Annotated in this window: 14 protein-coding genes and 1 pseudogene; 14 read left to right on the top strand and 1 reads right to left on the bottom strand. The window is 67.6% G+C overall.

Translation table 11 applies throughout. The annotated features are described in order from the left end of the window. Window positions 1-36: 36 nt before the first annotated feature. From radA to ACYP5B_RS42355, 5 genes are all read left to right on the top strand, one after another. The gene (gene radA / locus ACYP5B_RS42375) at window positions 37-1,398 is read left to right on the top strand and encodes a DNA repair protein RadA (RefSeq protein ID WP_267603393.1); all 1,362 of its coding nucleotides are present in this window, start codon (window positions 37-39) and stop codon (window positions 1,396-1,398) included. A gap of 78 nt (window positions 1,399-1,476) precedes the next feature. Continuing rightward, the gene (locus ACYP5B_RS42370) at window positions 1,477-2,058 is read left to right on the top strand and encodes a hypothetical protein (RefSeq protein WP_400091251.1); all 582 of its coding nucleotides are present in this window, start codon (window positions 1,477-1,479) and stop codon (window positions 2,056-2,058) included. Between the two features lie 24 nt (window positions 2,059-2,082). Then, window positions 2,083-2,694 carry a GNAT family N-acetyltransferase gene (locus ACYP5B_RS42365; RefSeq protein ID WP_459573591.1) on the top strand — a complete coding sequence of 204 codons (612 nt, stop codon included), beginning with the start codon at window positions 2,083-2,085 and terminating at the stop codon, window positions 2,692-2,694. A gap of 68 nt (window positions 2,695-2,762) precedes the next feature. Beyond that, window positions 2,763-3,299: a DUF2867 domain-containing protein gene (locus tag ACYP5B_RS42360; protein WP_400091255.1), complete on the top strand. Its 537-nt coding sequence runs from the start codon at window positions 2,763-2,765 to the stop codon at window positions 3,297-3,299. A 165-nt stretch (window positions 3,300-3,464) separates the two neighbouring features. Next, on the top strand, window positions 3,465-3,950 hold the full coding sequence (locus ACYP5B_RS42355; RefSeq protein WP_183031231.1) for a disulfide bond formation protein B: 486 nt from the start codon (window positions 3,465-3,467) through the stop codon (window positions 3,948-3,950). A 98-nt stretch (window positions 3,951-4,048) separates the two neighbouring features. Here ACYP5B_RS42355 and ACYP5B_RS42350 read toward each other — a convergent pair whose 3' ends face one another. Further along, window positions 4,049-5,995 (bottom strand): ATP-binding cassette domain-containing protein, encoded by a 1,947-nt coding sequence (locus ACYP5B_RS42350; protein ID WP_400091257.1) that lies wholly within the window; start codon window positions 5,993-5,995, stop codon window positions 4,049-4,051. A 303-nt stretch (window positions 5,996-6,298) separates the two neighbouring features. On the opposite strand from ACYP5B_RS42350, the gene ACYP5B_RS42345 reads away from it, so the two are divergent. The 9 genes and pseudogenes from ACYP5B_RS42345 to ACYP5B_RS42305 all read left to right on the top strand — a co-directional run. Continuing rightward, the gene (locus tag ACYP5B_RS42345; RefSeq protein ID WP_400091309.1) at window positions 6,299-7,297 is read left to right on the top strand and encodes a MurR/RpiR family transcriptional regulator; all 999 of its coding nucleotides are present in this window, start codon (window positions 6,299-6,301) and stop codon (window positions 7,295-7,297) included. 5 nt (window positions 7,298-7,302) lie between these two features. Further along, complete coding sequence (locus tag ACYP5B_RS42340; RefSeq protein WP_267603380.1) at window positions 7,303-8,256, top strand: isoaspartyl peptidase/L-asparaginase family protein; 954 nt, start codon at window positions 7,303-7,305, stop codon at window positions 8,254-8,256. Window positions 8,257-8,347: 91 nt separating this feature from the next. Continuing rightward, entirely contained in the window at window positions 8,348-10,237 is a 1,890-nt protein-coding gene (locus ACYP5B_RS42335; RefSeq protein WP_459573590.1) for a dipeptide ABC transporter ATP-binding protein, read from the top strand. Between the two features lie 50 nt (window positions 10,238-10,287). Further along, window positions 10,288-11,841: a glutathione ABC transporter substrate-binding protein GsiB gene (gsiB, locus tag ACYP5B_RS42330; protein ID WP_459573589.1), complete on the top strand. Its 1,554-nt coding sequence runs from the start codon at window positions 10,288-10,290 to the stop codon at window positions 11,839-11,841. 154 nt (window positions 11,842-11,995) lie between these two features. Next, window positions 11,996-12,916 carry a glutathione ABC transporter permease GsiC gene (gsiC, locus tag ACYP5B_RS42325; RefSeq protein ID WP_459573588.1) on the top strand — a complete coding sequence of 307 codons (921 nt, stop codon included), beginning with the start codon at window positions 11,996-11,998 and terminating at the stop codon, window positions 12,914-12,916. An 11-nt stretch (window positions 12,917-12,927) separates the two neighbouring features. Further along, complete coding sequence (gsiD, locus tag ACYP5B_RS42320) at window positions 12,928-13,845, top strand: glutathione ABC transporter permease GsiD (RefSeq protein WP_267603372.1); 918 nt, start codon at window positions 12,928-12,930, stop codon at window positions 13,843-13,845. Window positions 13,846-13,858: 13 nt separating this feature from the next. After that, entirely contained in the window at window positions 13,859-14,962 is a 1,104-nt protein-coding gene (locus ACYP5B_RS42315) for a DmpA family aminopeptidase (RefSeq protein ID WP_459573587.1), read from the top strand. Next, window positions 14,959-15,771 (top strand): M55 family metallopeptidase, encoded by an 813-nt coding sequence (locus ACYP5B_RS42310; protein ID WP_459573586.1) that lies wholly within the window; start codon window positions 14,959-14,961, stop codon window positions 15,769-15,771. Before ACYP5B_RS42315 ends, ACYP5B_RS42310 begins: the two co-directional genes overlap by 4 nt. 148 nt (window positions 15,772-15,919) lie before the next feature. Next, a pseudogene (locus ACYP5B_RS42305) lies at window positions 15,920-16,141 on the top strand (hypothetical protein); the annotation flags it as partial.

Raw genomic sequence — 16,141 nt, 5'->3', positions numbered from 1 at the left:
CCTCAGCATCCCCTTCAGCATCCCCTAGGACCTCAGTTGGCCAAGCCCAAGAACGTCTATACCTGCACCGAATGCGGCGGCACCTCGCCGCGCTGGCAAGGCCAGTGCCCGCAGTGCCAGCAATGGAACACGCTGGTGGAGAGCGTGGCGGAAACCCCTTCGACCAAGCGCTTCCAGCCGCTGGCGGCCTCCGCCATGGTGCAGCGCCTGTCCGAGATCGACGCCGCCGACGTGCCGCGCTTTTCCAGCGGCATCGAGGAGTTCGACCGCGTGCTCGGCGGCGGCCTGGTGTCGGGCGGGGTGGTGCTGATCGGCGGCGATCCCGGCATCGGCAAGTCCACCTTGCTGCTGCAGGCCTTGGCCAACCTCTCGGCGCAGCGCCGCGTGCTGTACGTCAGCGGCGAGGAGTCCGGCGCGCAGATCGCGCTGCGGGCGCAGCGCCTGGGCGTGGACAGCCCGCACCTGGCGCTGCTGGCCGAGATCCAGCTCGAGAAGATCCAGGCCACGCTGGAGGTGGAGAAGCCCGAGGTGGCGGTGATCGACTCGATCCAGACCTTGTTCTCGGATGCCTTGACCTCGGCGCCGGGCTCGGTAGCGCAGGTGCGCGAATGCGCGGCCCAGCTGACCCGGATCGCCAAGAGCACCGGCACCACCATCATCCTGGTGGGCCACGTGACCAAGGACGGCAGCCTGGCAGGCCCGCGCGTGCTGGAACACATCGTCGATACCGTGCTGTATTTCGAGGGCGACACACATTCCTCGCACCGCCTCATCCGCGCCTTCAAGAACCGTTTTGGCGCGGTCAACGAGCTGGGCGTGTTCGCCATGACCGAGCGTGGCCTGCGCGGCGTCAGCAACCCGTCCGCGCTGTTCCTGTCGCAGCATGAGCAGGTGGTGGCCGGTTCCTGCGTGCTGGTGACGCAGGAGGGCACGCGGCCGCTGCTGGTGGAGGTGCAGGCGCTGGTGGATACCGCGAACGTGCCGAACCCGCGGCGCCTGGCGGTGGGGCTGGAGCAGAACCGGCTGGCCATGCTGCTGGCGGTGCTGCACCGCCATGCCGGCATTGCCTGCTTCGACCAGGACGTCTTCCTCAACGCCGTGGGCGGGGTCAAGATCACCGAGCCGGCGGCCGACCTGGCGGTGCTGCTGGCCATTCACTCCTCCATGCGCAACAAGCCGCTGCCACGTGGCCTGGTGGTGTTTGGCGAGATCGGCCTGGCCGGGGAGATCCGTCCCAGCCCGCGTGGGCAGGATCGCTTGCGCGAGGCGGCCAAGCTGGGCTTCTCGATAGCCGTGATTCCCAAGGCCAATGCGCCCAAGCAGAAGATCGACGGGCTGGAAGTGATAGCGGTGGAGCGCCTGGAGCAGGCGATTGACCGGGTTCGGCATATGGAGTGAGGCTTTCAGCCTGTTCCTGCCCCTTTCGATGCAATTTTGGGTATATTCCGAAGCACTTTTTTTAATCGGAGTTCATCCATGCGCACTTTCAATGTCCGCCTTCACGCTGGCGTGCTAGCCGCGATCGGCTGCGGCGCCACGCTGCTGTCGCTGTCCGCCGCCGCTGCTCCTGCCGATGCCACCAAGGCGTTCTTTGACGCGGCGCTGTGCAAGCCGCCCTATACGACCAAATCCGCCACCGCGATCTACGACGCCGCCGAGAAGCTCGCCAAGGCGGACATGTCCAAGTTAGGCGCCGCCATCTACAAGCTGCCGCGGCCCATCGGGAAGGACGGCTTCGATAGCGATGAGGTGGTATTCGCGGGGACGTCGGTGGGTGTGCTGGTGCAGGGCCAGCAGGCCGATGCGCTGGCCGCGCGCTACCAGCTCAAGCCGGAGGCTTCCACGTTGCTGGGCACCGCCACCAAGGGCTTCGCCCGTGCACTGCCGGCCGGCCAGCAGCCCAAGCCGGATCTCGGCACTGTATCCATCGTGGCGCGCGAAAGTGCTGCGCTGCCGGGCAAGACGCTGCTGATCTGCGAATTTGTCAGCCACACGGACGCGCAGGCACTCAAAGCCTACGAGCGCAGCCGGGCGGAGCAGGGCGCCGCCGTGCGCTGACACTGGCCCAGGAGAAACGTCACCATGCGCGATCAACGCACTTCGGCGGCAGGTGCGGCTGGCGATGAGCCGGTCGTGCTGGAAACCGCACGGCTGCGCCTGCGCCAGTGGCGTGCGGCGGATTTCGCGCCCTTTGCCGCGCTCAACGCCGATCCGGTGGTGATGGCGTGTTTCCCCGCGCCGCTGGACCGCGCGGCCAGCGACGTCATGGCGCTGCGCTGCCAGGCGCTGATCGCCGGCCGTGGCTGGGGCCTGTGGGCGGTCGAGCGCAAGGACGATGAGGCATTTGTCGGTATGGTCGGCCTCAACGAGCCCGCGTGGGCCTTGCCGTTCTCCCCCTGCGTGGAAACCGGCTGGCGCCTGGCGCAGGCGTACTGGGGGCAGGGCTATGCGTTGGAGGCGGCGCAGGCCGCGCTGCGCTTTGGCTTCGAGCAACTGGCGCTGGCGGAAATCGTCTCGTTCACCGCGCTGCCCAACGCCCGTTCGCGGGCCGTGATGGAGCGGCTGGGCATGGTGGCGGACGGCACCTTCGAGCACCCGGCCGTTGCGCCGGGCAGCCCGCTGCGCCAGCACTGGCTGTACCGTTTGCCGGCGCAGCGCTGGCGCGGCTTGCCCGGCGACGTGCGCGCACCCTGAAGGCCACGCGCTTGGCGCCTGGCTGGCCGCTATACTGGGCCCCGTCATCCGTCCACGCCACGCGAGCCATGCGCCAGCCTGTCACCGTCATCGACGTACCCGCCTCCAGTTTGCTCGCGCCCAGCCTGGCCAGCGCCGACTTTTTCGACGCCTATCGCGTGGGCCTGGCCGATGCGGGGCAATCCGCGCTGGAAATCTATCTGGACATGGTCTCGCGCACGCCGGCCTGGGTGACTTGCCTGATGACGCTGCGCAACCGCGTGGTGGCGTTGCTAGGGCTGAAGGACCTGGGCAACCTCGGCGACGTCGATGCCGGCAAGCCGGCCAGCGCCTACCGCGTGGGCGATCGCGTAGGCATCTTCTCGCTGCTCGCGCTGTCCGAGCGCGAGGTGGTGCTCGGCGACGCGGACAAGCACCTGGAGGTGAAGCTGTCCATATGCAAGCTGGATCCGCCCGAGCCGGCGGCCGGCGGCCAGCCCTCGGTGGCGGTGTCCACGGTAGTGCACAACCGCAATGCGCTGGGGCGCGTGTACATGTTGTTCGTGGCGCCCTTGCACCGGCGCATCGTGCCTGCCACGATGGGCGGCATAGGCGCGGGCGCCTGAGCCAGGGCAGCGCGCGGCGGCGGTATGGCGGCCTGCGTCAATCCGCCGCAAGCGGCGGCGAGCCCATCGCGCGGGATTGCGCGGGCATCTTTCGCAAAATCGGTAATAATGTGCCTCGTATTGCGCGTCGGCGAATGTCGTCCGGCCCTTTTTTGCTAGTGAGCCATGCAAGCCAATTCCCGTAGTTTCTTTTTGCTGATCGCCGCGATTTCGTTCGGCCTGGTCGGCTACGCCCTCTACCTGCAGCATGTGGAGGGCTACCAGCCTTGCCCGCTCTGCGTGATGCAGCGCTTTGCCTTCGTCGGCATCGGCCTGTTCTCGCTGCTGGCCGCCATTGCGCAGAACACGCGCAGCCTGTGGCAGGGCCTGGGCATGTTGTCCGGCGTGGCCGGCATCGCGGTGGCGGGCTATCACGTGTCGCTGCTGCTCAACCCCAAGGCCAGCTGCGGCATCGATCCGCTGGAGAACTGGGTCAACCAGTTGCCCACGGCCAAGATATTGCCGCAGGTGTTCTACTCGGACGGCATGTGCACCACGCCGCTGCCCCCGATCTTCGGCCTGTCGATCCCGGCCTGGTCGCTGATCTGGCTGTTCATCCTGACCGCCACCCTGGCGGTGGGCATGATCCGGCGCGAGAAGAACTACCGCTGATCTGCCCGGCCTGCCTGCCGCTGCCGGCTGCTGCCGGCACGTGCATCCCGGGGGCTGGCGCCCCCGGCACCCTTCACGCGATTACACGATCAGACCAATCAGACGATCAGCTCGATCTGCTCCTGCAGTTCCAGCCAGCGCTCCTCCAGCGCGTCCAGCTCGCCGCCGACCTCGCCCTGGCGCTTGAGCATCTCCATCAGCTTGGCCTTGTTGGCCTCCGCGTAGCTGGCCTCGTCGGCCATGAACGTGTCGATCTCGCTCTTGGCCTGCTGCAGCACGGCCATGCGCTTTTCCACCTTTTCCAGTTCCTTGGTCAGCGGCTTGCGCAACTGCGTCAGGCGCTGGCGCTCGTCGGCCTCGGCGCGGCGCTGGTCGCGCCGGTTGGCGGTGGCGGCGGCCGGCGTGTCGCCGTCTTCTTGCGTGTGGGTCGCGCTCGCCGCGTTGCGCTTGGCCGCGGCTTGCTTGAGCAGCCAGTCGCGGTAGTCGTCCAGGTCGCCGTCGAAGGGCTGGATGGTGCCGTCGGCCACCAGCAGGAACTGGTCGGTGGTGGCGCGCAGCAGGTGCCGGTCGTGCGAGACCACGATCAGCGTGCCTTCGAACTGCGCCAGCGCCATGGTGAGGGCCTCGCGGGTGTCGAGGTCCAGGTGGTTGGTCGGCTCATCCAGCAGCAGCAGGTTGGGCTTCTGCCAGACGATCAGCGATAGCGCCAGGCGGGCCTTCTCGCCGCCGGAGAACGGCTCGATCGGTGCGGTGGCCATTTCGCCGCGGAAGTTGAAGCTGCCGAGGAAGTCGCGCAGCTCCTGCTCACGGGTGTCCGGCGCGAGCCGGGCCAGGTGCTGCAGCGGGGACTCGTGGTCGCGCAGCGTTTCCAGCTGGTGCTGGGCAAAGTAGCCGATCTGCAGGCCCTTGCCCTGGCGCAGCGTGCCGGCCAGCGCTTCCTGCGAGGCGGCCAGCGTCTTGACCAGCGTTGACTTGCCCTGGCCATTGGCGCCCAGCAGGCCGATGCGCTGGCCGGTCTGGATCGACAGCGTGAGGTTGTGCAGGATGGTCACGGGCGGCGCGTCCGGCGCGGGAGCGGGATAGCCGCAGTCCACGCGTTCGAGCACCATCATCGGGTTGGGCGCCGAATCCGGCTCGCGGAATTCGAAGGCAAAGCCCGCGGCGATATGCACCGGTGCCAGCCGTTCCATCTTCTCCAGCGCCTTGACCCGGCTCTGCGCCTGGCGTGCCTTGCTGGCCTTGGCCTTGAAGCGGGTGATGAAGGACTCGAGGTGGGCGATTTCCTTCTGCTGGCGCGAGTAGGCGGACTGCTGCAGCGCCATCTGCTGCAGGCGCAGCGTCTCGAACTGGCTGTAGTTGCCGCCGTAGCGGCGCAGCTGCTGGTTCTCGATATGCACCGTGACATTGCAGATCGCGTCGAGGAATTCGCGATCGTGGGAAATCATCACCAGCGTGCCCGGATAGCGCGCCAGCCAGTCTTCCAGCCAGACGATGGCGTCCAGGTCCAAGTGGTTGGTGGGCTCATCGAGCAGCAGCAGGTCGGATGGGCACATCAGCGCCTGCGCCAGGTTCAGCCGCATGCGCCAGCCGCCGGAGAACGAGGCCACCGGCTGCGACACCTGCGCCAGCGTAAAGCCCAGCCCCAGCAGCAGGGCCTCCGCGCGCGCCGGCGCCGTGTAGCCGTCGGCATCGGCAAAGGCAGCGTGGGCTTCGCCCTCGGCACTGCCGTCGCCGCTCGCCTGGGCGGCTGCAATGCGCGCTTCGATGTCGCGCAGCCGGGTATCGCCGTCGATGGTGTACTCCACCGCGCTGCGCATCACCGCGGGGGTTTCCTGCGCCACGTGGGCAGTACGCCACTGCGGCGGGATGGCCACGTCGCCGCCGTCCGCCTGCAACTCGCCGCGCAGCATGGCAAACAGCGTCGACTTGCCACTGCCGTTTGCACCGACAAGGCCGACGCGCTCGCCGGGGTTCAGCGTCACGCTGGTGTGGTCGAACAGCACCTTGGTGCCGCGCTGGAGGACTAGCTGGTCGATTCGGATCACGGGAGGGGAAAGGCTGAAGAAGGCTGCGGGTCTGGGGCGGTTGCTTTGTTGCTCTAACCGGCCCCGGCATGGCACGGGGCAACCCGGCATTGTAGCCGCTTCGCATGGCAGCGCCTCCGGAACGCGCGGCGCATGGCGCATGGCCGTCTTCGTTGCCTCCGTTACTAGGTGAAAACCCTTGGGCTGGTAAAACTCTATTTTCATGGCATAGGCTTTGCGTGTAAATTTATTTACATGGATGCGCGCCGGATGAAAACGATGTTTCCCGCCGCGCGCGTCTCCGACCAACCCACCCCCCGCGCCATGACCAACGGTACCAACGGCTCCTCCGGCAACAACGGCAACAACGGCAGTGCTTCAATCTCGGAGCGCATCGCCCGCGCCTTGCCCACGCTCACGCCGGCGCACCAGCGCATGGCGGAGTACGTGCTGGGCAATCCGTTCCGCGCCGCCACCATGCGCATCGACGAATTCGCCGATGCCGCGGCGGTGTCGGTCGCCACCGCGAACCGCTTCGCGCATGCGCTGGGCTTCGAAGGCTTCCCGCAGTTCCGCGCCGAACTGGTGCGCGGCTTCGAGGCCACGCTTGCACCAGTTGAGAAATTACGCACCGAACTGGCGCGTCCTGCCACGGTGGCCGAGGTGTTTGCCGCGTCGCTGGAAGAGGACGTGCGCAACCTCGAAGCCTCGCGCCGCGCGCTCGATGCCGAGACCTGCGAGCGCGCGGTGGAGGCCATCCTGGCGGCCGAACGCATCTTTGTGGTGGGCTTCGGCGCCAGCGGCTTCCTGGCCGGGCTGCTGCAGCATGGGCTGGACATGTCTTGCCGCACCGTGATCTCGGTCTCGGGCGCGGGCGGCGCGTCCACCGCGGCGCGCCAGTTGTTCAAGCTGCAGCCGCGCGACCTGCTGATCGTGATCGGCTTCCCGCGCTATGTGTTTGACACCGTGACCATCGCCAAGCGTGCCCGCTCGCATGGCGCCCGCATCCTGGCGCTGACCGACGGGCCCACTTCGCCGCTGGCGCCGCTGGCCGATATCGCGCTGTACGCCCACACCGGGCGCCAGCTCTCGGCCAATTCGGATGCGGCCGTGCTGGCCTTTATCGAGGCGCTGTGCGGCGCGGTGGCGTATCGCGCCGCGCATGCCGTCAAGGCCGCCGCCGAGATGACCGACTTCCTGCTGCCGTGGCTGCACGGCGTGCCGCCGGGACAAGGGCGTGAGCAGCGCCACGACGAAGCGGCCAATGGCCGCCCCAAGGCGGCCTCGCCACGCCGCAAGAAATCTTCCCCGAACGCATCGTGAACCTCATGAACACCCCAGTCATTGCTATCCACGGCGGCGCCGGCACCATCACCCGTGCCGCCATGAACGCCGCCAAGGAAGCCGAATATACCGCCGCGCTGAGCGCCGTGCTTGAAGCCGGCCAGCGCGTGCTGGCCGACGGCGGCAGCGCGCTAGATGCCGTCACCGAGGCTGTGCGCCTGCTGGAGGATTGCCCGCTGTTCAACGCCGGCCGCGGCTCGGTGCTGACCCACGCCGGCACCTACGAGCTGGACGCCGCGATCATGGACGGCGCCACGCTGGGCGCCGGCGCGGTGGCCTGCGTCAAGCGCCTGCGCAACCCGGTGCTGGCTGCGCGCGCGGTGATGGAGAAAAGCCAGCACGTGCTGTTCGCCGGCGAAGGCGCGGAAGCCTTTGCCGAGGCCCAGGGCCTGGAACTGGTGACGCCCGACTATTACTTCACGCAGGCGCGCACCGATCAGTGGGAACGCGCGCGCGCCGCCAGCAGCATGACCCTGCTGGACCACGACGCCGCTACGCTGGCCGCCGAGCCCATCGACCCGGACACCAAGTTCGGCACGGTAGGCGCGGTGGCGGTCGATGCGCAGGGGCGCCTGGCCGCGGCGACTTCCACCGGCGGCGTGACCAACAAGCAGGTGGGCCGCGTGGGCGATACGCCCATCGTCGGCGCCGGCTGCTTTGCCGACGACGTGGCGGCGGTGTCCGCCACCGGCACCGGCGAAATGTTCATCCGCACCGTGGCCGCGTACGACGTGGCGGCGCAGATGCGCTATGCGGGCGTGCCGCTGGAAGAAGCCGCACGCCGCGTGGTGATGGAAAAGCTGCCCGCCATCGAAGGCCGCGGCGGCCTGATCGCCGTGGACCGCGAAGGCAACGTCACGCTGCCGTTCAATACCGAAGGCATGTACCGCGGTTTCGCCCGGGTGGGCGAGCCGGTCAATGTGTGGATCTACGGCTGAGCGCGCGCGAGCACGACGGCGGCATCCGCACAGCAAGCACGCACCAAACACGCATCAAGCGAAGCATCAACCTAGGCACTAAGGGGGCCCAGTGGCTGCATCCTCTTCCCAGTCGACCATCGTCCTGCCACCGCAACGCGTGGTAGCCGTCAACGATCTCACCGTGCGTTTCTCCACCTCGGAGCGCACGGTGGAAGCCGTGCGCAACTTGTCCTTCCACGTCGATCGTGGCGAGACGCTAGCCGTGGTGGGCGAATCGGGCTCGGGCAAGTCGGTGACCTCGCTCGCGCTGATGCGCCTGGTGGAACACGGCGGCGGCAAGATCGCCACCGGCAGCATGGCGCTGCGCAGGCGCAATGGCCAGGTGCTCGATCTCGCCACCGCCGATGGCGCCGCCATGCGCCGCGTGCGCGGCAGCGACGTGGCGATGATCTTCCAGGAGCCGATGACCTCGCTCAACCCGGTATTCCCGGTGGGTGAGCAGATTGCCGAATCGATCCGCCTGCACCAGGGCAAGAGCCGCGCCCAGGCGCGCGCCGAGGCCCTGCGCATGCTGGAGATCGTGCGCATTCCCGAGGCGCGCCGCGTGCTGGACCGCTTCCCGCACCAGCTCTCCGGCGGCATGCGCCAGCGCGTGATGATCGCCATGGCGCTGTCGTGCAAGCCGGCGCTGCTGATCGCCGACGAGCCCACCACGGCGCTCGACGTCACCATCCAGGCCGAGATCCTGCAACTGATCCGCAACCTGCAGTCCGAGATGGACATGGCCGTGGTGTTCATCACCCACGACATGGGCGTGGTGGCCGAAGTGGCCGACCGCGTGCTGGTGATGTACCGCGGCGAGAAGGTCGAGGAGGGCACCTCCGAGCAAGTCTTTGGCAAGCCCGCGCATCCCTACACCCGCGCGCTGCTGTCCGCGGTGCCCAAGCTGGGCGCCATGCGCGGCACCGACTGGCCGGCCAAGTTCCCGCTGGTGCAGCTGGACCACGGCGAGCCGGTGGCGCCGGTGCCGCAGGACACGGTGGCGGTGAACGCCTCGCCGATCCTGCGCGTGCGCGACCTGGTGACCCGCTTCGACGTGCCCGGCGGCCTGCTGGGCCGCGTGGCGCGCCGCGTGCATGCGGTGGAGCGCGTGAGCTTTGACCTCTACCCCGGCGAGACGCTGGCGCTGGTGGGCGAATCCGGCTGCGGCAAATCCACCACCGGCCGCTCGCTGCTGCGCCTGGTCGACAGCCAGAGCGGGAGCATCGAGTTCAATGGCCAGGACATCAGCCATATGCACGGCAGTGCGCTGCAGACCCTGCGCCGCAATATCCAGTTCATCTTCCAGGACCCGTTCGCTTCGCTAGACCCGCGCGTGCCGGTGGGCTACTCGATCATGGAGCCGCTGCTGGTGCACAAGGTGGCCAGCGGCAAGGAGGCCGAGCAGCGCGTGGCCTGGCTGCTGGAAAAGGTGGGCTTGTCGGCCGCGCACGCGTCGCGCTACCCGCACGAGTTCTCGGGCGGCCAGCGCCAGCGCATCTGCATCGCGCGTGCCCTCGCCCTGAACCCGAAGGTGGTGGTGGCCGATGAATCGGTCTCCGCGCTCGACGTTTCCATCCAGGCGCAGATCGTCAACCTGATGCTGGACCTGCAGCGCGAGATGGGCATTGCATTCCTGTTCATCTCGCACGACATGGCGGTAGTGGAGCGCGTGAGCCACCGCGTGGCGGTGATGTACCTGGGCCAGATCGTCGAGATCGGCCCGCGCCGCGCCATCTTTGAAAACCCGCAGCACCCGTACACCAAAAAGCTGATGTCGGCGGTGCCGATCGCCGATCCGGCGCGCCGCCACCTCAAGCGCGAGCCGCTCCTGGAGGAGATGCCCAGCCCAATCCGCGCGCTTGGCGACGAGCCGCTGGTGCAGCCCCTGGTGGCGGTCGGCGGCAACGCCGCTTCCCATCATTTTGTAGCCCGGCACGCCATCGGCGGCGCCTACTGAGCCGACGCATGAACCGACGTAATGAACCGACGCAACCCCAAGGAGAATCGATGATGACCCGTTTTCGTCTGGCCCCTTCCAAGCTGATCGCCGGTGGCCTGGCCCTGGCCGCGCTCGGCGCAGGTCCCGCCTTTGCCGCCAAGGACGCCGTGATGGCGGTGTACTCCACCTTCACCACGCTCGACCCGTACGACGCCAACGACACGCTGTCGCAAGCCGCCGCCAAGTCCTTCTACCAAGGCCTGTTCGGCTTCGACAAGGACATGAAGCTGGTCAACGTGCTGGCCGAGAGCTATGAAGCCAGCAAGGATGGCCTGACGTACACCATCAAGCTCAAGAAGAACGTGAAGTTCCACGACGGCACCACCTTCGATGCCGCCGCCGTCAAGGCCAACTTCGACCGCGTGACCAACCCGGCCAACAAGCTCAAGCGCTACACGCTGTTCAACCGAGTGGCCAAGACCGACGTGATCGACCCCAACACCGTCAAGGTCACCCTGAAGGAGCCGTTCTCGCCCTTCATCAACGTGCTGGCCCACCCGTCCGCCGTGATGATCTCGCCCGCCGCGCTGCAGAAGTATGGCAAGGACATCGCCTTCCATCCGGTCGGCACCGGCCCGTTCGAGTTCGTGGAGTGGAAGCAGCCCGATCACCTGAAGGGCAAGAAGTTTGCCGGTTTCTGGAAGACCGGCTATCCCAAGATCGACACCATCACCTGGAAGCCGGTGGTGGACAACAACACCCGCGCCGCCATCATGCAGACCGGCGAAGCGGACTTCGCCTTCAGCATTCCGTTCGAGCAGGCGGCCGTGCTCAAGGGCAATGCCAAGGTGGACCTGATCGCCTCGCCGTCGATCATCCAGCGCTACCTGAGCATGAACACCATGGTCAAGCCGTTCAACGACCCCAAGGTGCGCCAGGCCATCAACTACGCCATCAACAAGGAGGCGCTGGCCAAGGTGGCGTTCGCCACCTATGCCACGCCGATGGACGGCGTGGTGCCCGCGGGCGTGGACTATGCCGAGAAGCTGGGCCCGTGGCCGTATGACCCGGCCAAGGCGCGCGCGCTGCTCAAGGAAGCCGGCTACCCGAACGGCTTCGAGACCACGCTGTGGTCCGCATACAACCACACTACCGCGCAGAAGGTGATCCAGTTCGTGCAGCAGCAGCTGCAGCAGGTCGGCATCAAGGCGACCGTGCAAGCGCTCGAAGCCGGCCAGCGCGTCGAGAAGGTCGAGAGCGTGCAGAAGCCGGAAGACGCCGGCGTGCGCATGTACTACGTGGGCTGGTCGTCGTCCACCGGCGAGTCCGACTGGGCGCTGCGTCCGCTGCTGGCCTCCGAATCGATGCCGCCCAAGCTGCTGAACACGGCGTACTACAAGAACGACCAGGTCGATGCCGACATCGCCGGTGCCTTGCGCACCACCGACCGTGGCGAGAAGGCACGTCTGTACAAGGATGCGCAGGAGCAGATCTGGAAGGATGCACCCTGGGCGTTCCTGGTGACCGAGAAGGTGCTGTTCGCGCGCGCCAAGCGCCTGACCGGCGCCTACGTGATGCCCGACGGCTCGTTCAGCTTCGACGACATCGACATCAAGCAGTAAGCGCATTGGCTTGACGCGAGGCACGTCCCATCAGAGCGGTGCCACGCGGTCAGTCATCGCTTAGCGGTACAGCGCAGTAAGCCGTGCACGGCCGTCTGCCCGCAGTCGCGGGGGCAGGGCGGGCGGCCCGCGGTCTTTAATCATCCGGTGCTTCATGCTGAATTACTTTCTCAAACGATTCCTGGGCGTGATCCCCACATTGCTGATCGTGGCAGTGCTGGTGTTCCTGTTCGTCCACCTGTTGCCGGGCGACCCCGCCCGGCTCGCGGCCGGCCCCGAGGCCGACCAGACCACGGTGGAGCTGGTGCGCCGCGATCTCGGCCTGGACAAGCCGCTGCCCGAGCAGTTCGTGCATTTCTTCTCGAACGCCTTGCGCTGGGAGTTTGGCAATTCGCTGCGCACCAAGCGTGCGGTCAGCGAGGAAATCGGCGACCGCTTCATGCCGACCCTGTACCTGACGCTGGCCTCGATGGTGTGGGCGGTCATTTTCGGCATGGTGATCGGGATCAGCTCGGCCGTGTGGCGCAATCGCTGGCCCGATCGCTTCGGCATGACGCTGGCGGTGTCCGGCATTTCGTTTCCCGCCTTTGCGCTCGGCATGCTGCTGATGGAAGTGTTCTCGGTGCAGTTGGGCTGGCTGCCGTCGATCGGCGCCGATACCTGGAAGCACTACATCCTGCCGTCGATCACGCTGGGCGCCGCGGTGGCCGCCGTGATGGCGCGTTTTACCCGCGCCTCCTTCGTCGAGGTGCTGAATGAAGATTTCGTGCGGACCGCGCGCGCCAAAGGCGTGGGCGAGTTCCTGGTGGTGGCCAAGCACTGCCTGCGCAACGCCATGATTCCGGTGGTGACCATGATGGGCCTGCAGTTCGGCTTCTTGCTGGGCGGCTCGATCGTGGTGGAAAAGGTATTCAACTGGCCTGGCCTCGGACGCCTGCTGGTAGACGCGGTCGAGATGCGCGACTATCCGGTCATCCAGGCCGAGGTGCTGCTGTTCTCGCTCGAGTTCATCCTGATCAACCTGGTGGTCGACGTGCTGTACACCGTCATCAACCCCGCCATTCGTTACAAGTAAGTGAGGCCGGCATGACCCAGCTATCCACGCCCGCCAATGGCGAGCCCGCCGTTGCCGCCGCGGCCGCCGCGCAAGAAGCCGTGCGCACGCCCTGGACCGAGTTCTGGCGCAAATTCCGCAAGCAGCACCTGGCGCTGGGCGCCGGCGTGTTCGTGCTGCTGCTGGTGGCGGTGGCGGTCCTCGCCCCGCACCTGGTGCCTTACGATCCGGAGAACTTCTTCGACTACGACGCGCTCAATGCCGGCCCCTCCGCCGCGCACTGGTTCGGCGTCGATTCGCTCGGGCGCGATATCTTCAGCCGCATCCTGGCCGGTGCCCGCATCTCGCTGGCGGCAGGCTTCTTCTCGGTGATCATCGGCGCCATCGTCGGCACCGTGCTCGGACTGCTGGCCGGCTACTACGAAGGCTGGTGGGACCGCATCGTGATGCGCATCTCCGACGTGCTGTTTGCCTTCCCTGGCATCCTGCTGGCGATCGGCATCGTGGCCATCCTCGGCAACGGCATGACCAACGTGATCTTCGCGGTGGCGGTGTTCAGCATCCCGGCCTTTGCCCGCCTGGTGCGCGGCAATACGCTGATGCTCAAGCGCCTGACCTATGTGGAAGCCGCGCGCAGCATCGGCGCGTCCGACTTCACCATCCTGATGCGCCACATCCTGCCAGGCACCATCTCGTCCATCGTGGTGTACTTCTCGATGCGCATCGGCACCTCGATCATCACCGCCGCCAGCTTGTCCTTCCTGGGCCTGGGCGCGCAGCCGCCCACCCCGGAGTGGGGCGCGATGCTCAACGAGGCGCGCGCGGACATGGTGACCGCGCCGCATGTGGCGATCTTCCCCAGCCTGGCGATCTTCCTCACCGTGCTGGCCTTCAACCTGCTGGGCGACGGCCTGCGCGACGCGCTCGATCCGAAGATCGACCGGCGCTAAGGGGCGGCATCACATGTCGCATCACATGTCTGAAGCCATGCCGCATATCGGCGCGCTGGCGGCCGGCGCGCGCAACAGCATCACCGACGTGCCCGGCGTTGCGGTGGGCCACTGCACGCTGGCCGAGGGCGCCTGCCAGACCGGCGTGACGGTGGTGCTGCCGCACGCCGGCAACCTGTTTACCGACAAGGTGCCAGCCGCTGCCACGGTGCTCAACGGCTTTGGCAAGAGCGTGGGCCTGGTGCAGGTGGAAGAGCTCGGCGTGCTGGAGACGCCCATCGCGCTGAGCAACACCTTTGCCGTGGGGGCGCTGGCGCAGGCGCAGATCCGGCAGGCCATTGCGGCCAACCCGGAGATCGGCCGCGCCTGGCCCACCGTCAATCCATTGGTGTTCGAGTGCAATGACGGCTACCTGAACGACATCCAGGCGATGGCCGTGCAGCAAGCGCATTACGCGGATGCCTGCGCCGCGGCCGGCACGGCGTTCGCGCAGGGCGCGGTCGGGGCGGGGCGCGGGATGTCATCGTTCGGGCTGAAAGGCGGCATCGGCTCCGCCTCGCGCCAGGTGGGCGAATACCATGTGGGCGTGCTGGTGCAGTCCAACTTTGGCACCTTGCCCACCTTCACCGCGGCCGGCACGCGCGTTGGCGGCTTGCTGGCCGAGCGGCTGCAGGCGCACGCGCAGGCGCCGCAGTTGGAGTCCGGCCCGGAGAAGGGCTCGATCATCATGATCGTTGCCACCGACGCGCCGCTCGACGCGCGCCAGCTGCGCCGGCTGTCGCTGCGCGCGGGCGCGGGCCTGGCGCGCACCGGCTCGGTGTTCGGCCACGGCTCGGGCGATATCGCGCTCGCTTTCTCTACCGCTTACACCTTGCCGCAGCTGGCCGACGCGCCCATGCCGGCGCTGGCGATGCTGCACGAAACGCGCCTCGACGCGCTCTTCCACGCCGCCGCCGACAGCGTCGAGCAGGCCATCCTGCATGCGCTGTGGCAGGCCGAGACCGTGCAAGGCCGCGATGGCCACCAGCGCGTTGCACTGCGCGAGCTGATGCCCGAGCTGCCGCAGTGGCTCGCGCGTCATGCATTGCACCAGACGAACCGATTCCCCACCGCATGAAGATCCTGATTTCTACCGACATCGAAGGCGTGGCCGGCGTCTTCCACGCCGAGCAGACCCGCGCAGGCAACGGCGAGTACGAACGCGCCCGCGCCTGGATGACGGCCGAGGCCAATGCCGCTGTGCAAGGCGCCTTCGCCGGCGGCGCCACCGACGTGCTGGTCAACGACTCGCACGGCGGCTTCCGCAACCTGTTGCCCGACCTGCTCGATCCGCGCGCGCGCCTGGTGCTCGGCAAGCCGCGCTACCTCGGCATGATGGCCGGGGTGCCCGGCTGCGACGGCGTTTTCATGGTCGGCTACCACGGCCGCGCGCAGAGCCGCGGCATCCTGGCCCACACCATCAACAGCGGCGCGTTCGCCCGCATCTGGCTCAACGGCCAGGAACTGGGCGAGGCCGGGATCTACGGCGCGCTGGCGGGGGAATTCGGCGTGCCGGTGCTGATGGCCAGCGGCGACGATGTCTTCGTGGGTGAAACCCGCCCGTTGATGCCCTGGGCGCGCTACGTCCAGACCAAGGAAGCGGGCGGTCAGGGCAGCGGCACCACGCTGTCGCCCGCCGCGGCGCGCGAGGCAATTGCCGCGGCGGCCGAGCAGGCCGTGCGCGAGCAGGGTGGGCAAGCCCTGAACATCAGCGGCCCGATCCGCTGCCAACTGCAGACCCAGGGCCCGGCCTATGCCGACCTGTTCTGCCAGTGGCCCGCGCTGGAGCGCGTGGATGGCGTGACGCTGGCGTTCGATGCCGCCTCGGTGCAGGCGACCGTGCGCATGCTGAACTGCTTGTCGGCGATGTCGTTCATGCTGAAGTAGGCTGCGGCCAGGCCTGGCCTGGCCTGTCGTGGCTGGTTGTGCCCGGTTGTGCGGTTGCTGGCCGCATGGTGGACAATAGCGGGTGGCAGGCGCCGACGGCGCCGCAAGCCACTTTGCAGCACTCATCACGGCAGGCACAAGCAGATTCATGATCGCAGTCAACGACGGGAGCTGGACTCCCGTACGCAAGGATTTTGTCGAACCCGGCACGCGCTGCCGGCAGCAGGTCGGCCGTGGACGGCACCACGGCTTCGGCAACGGCCAGGCCTTTATCCTGCGTGACGGGCAAGGCCACGAGCACGCCTTCGGCGAGGCCTGCGCGCGGGCCGTGCTCGCCGAGCCGGACCTGTTGTACCTGGTGCCGGACTAC

It is taken from the genome of Cupriavidus sp. 8B, assembly GCF_054589115.1.
The sequence above is the reverse complement of the archived record's forward strand: the minus strand, read 5'-3'. Positions and strand labels throughout refer to the sequence as shown.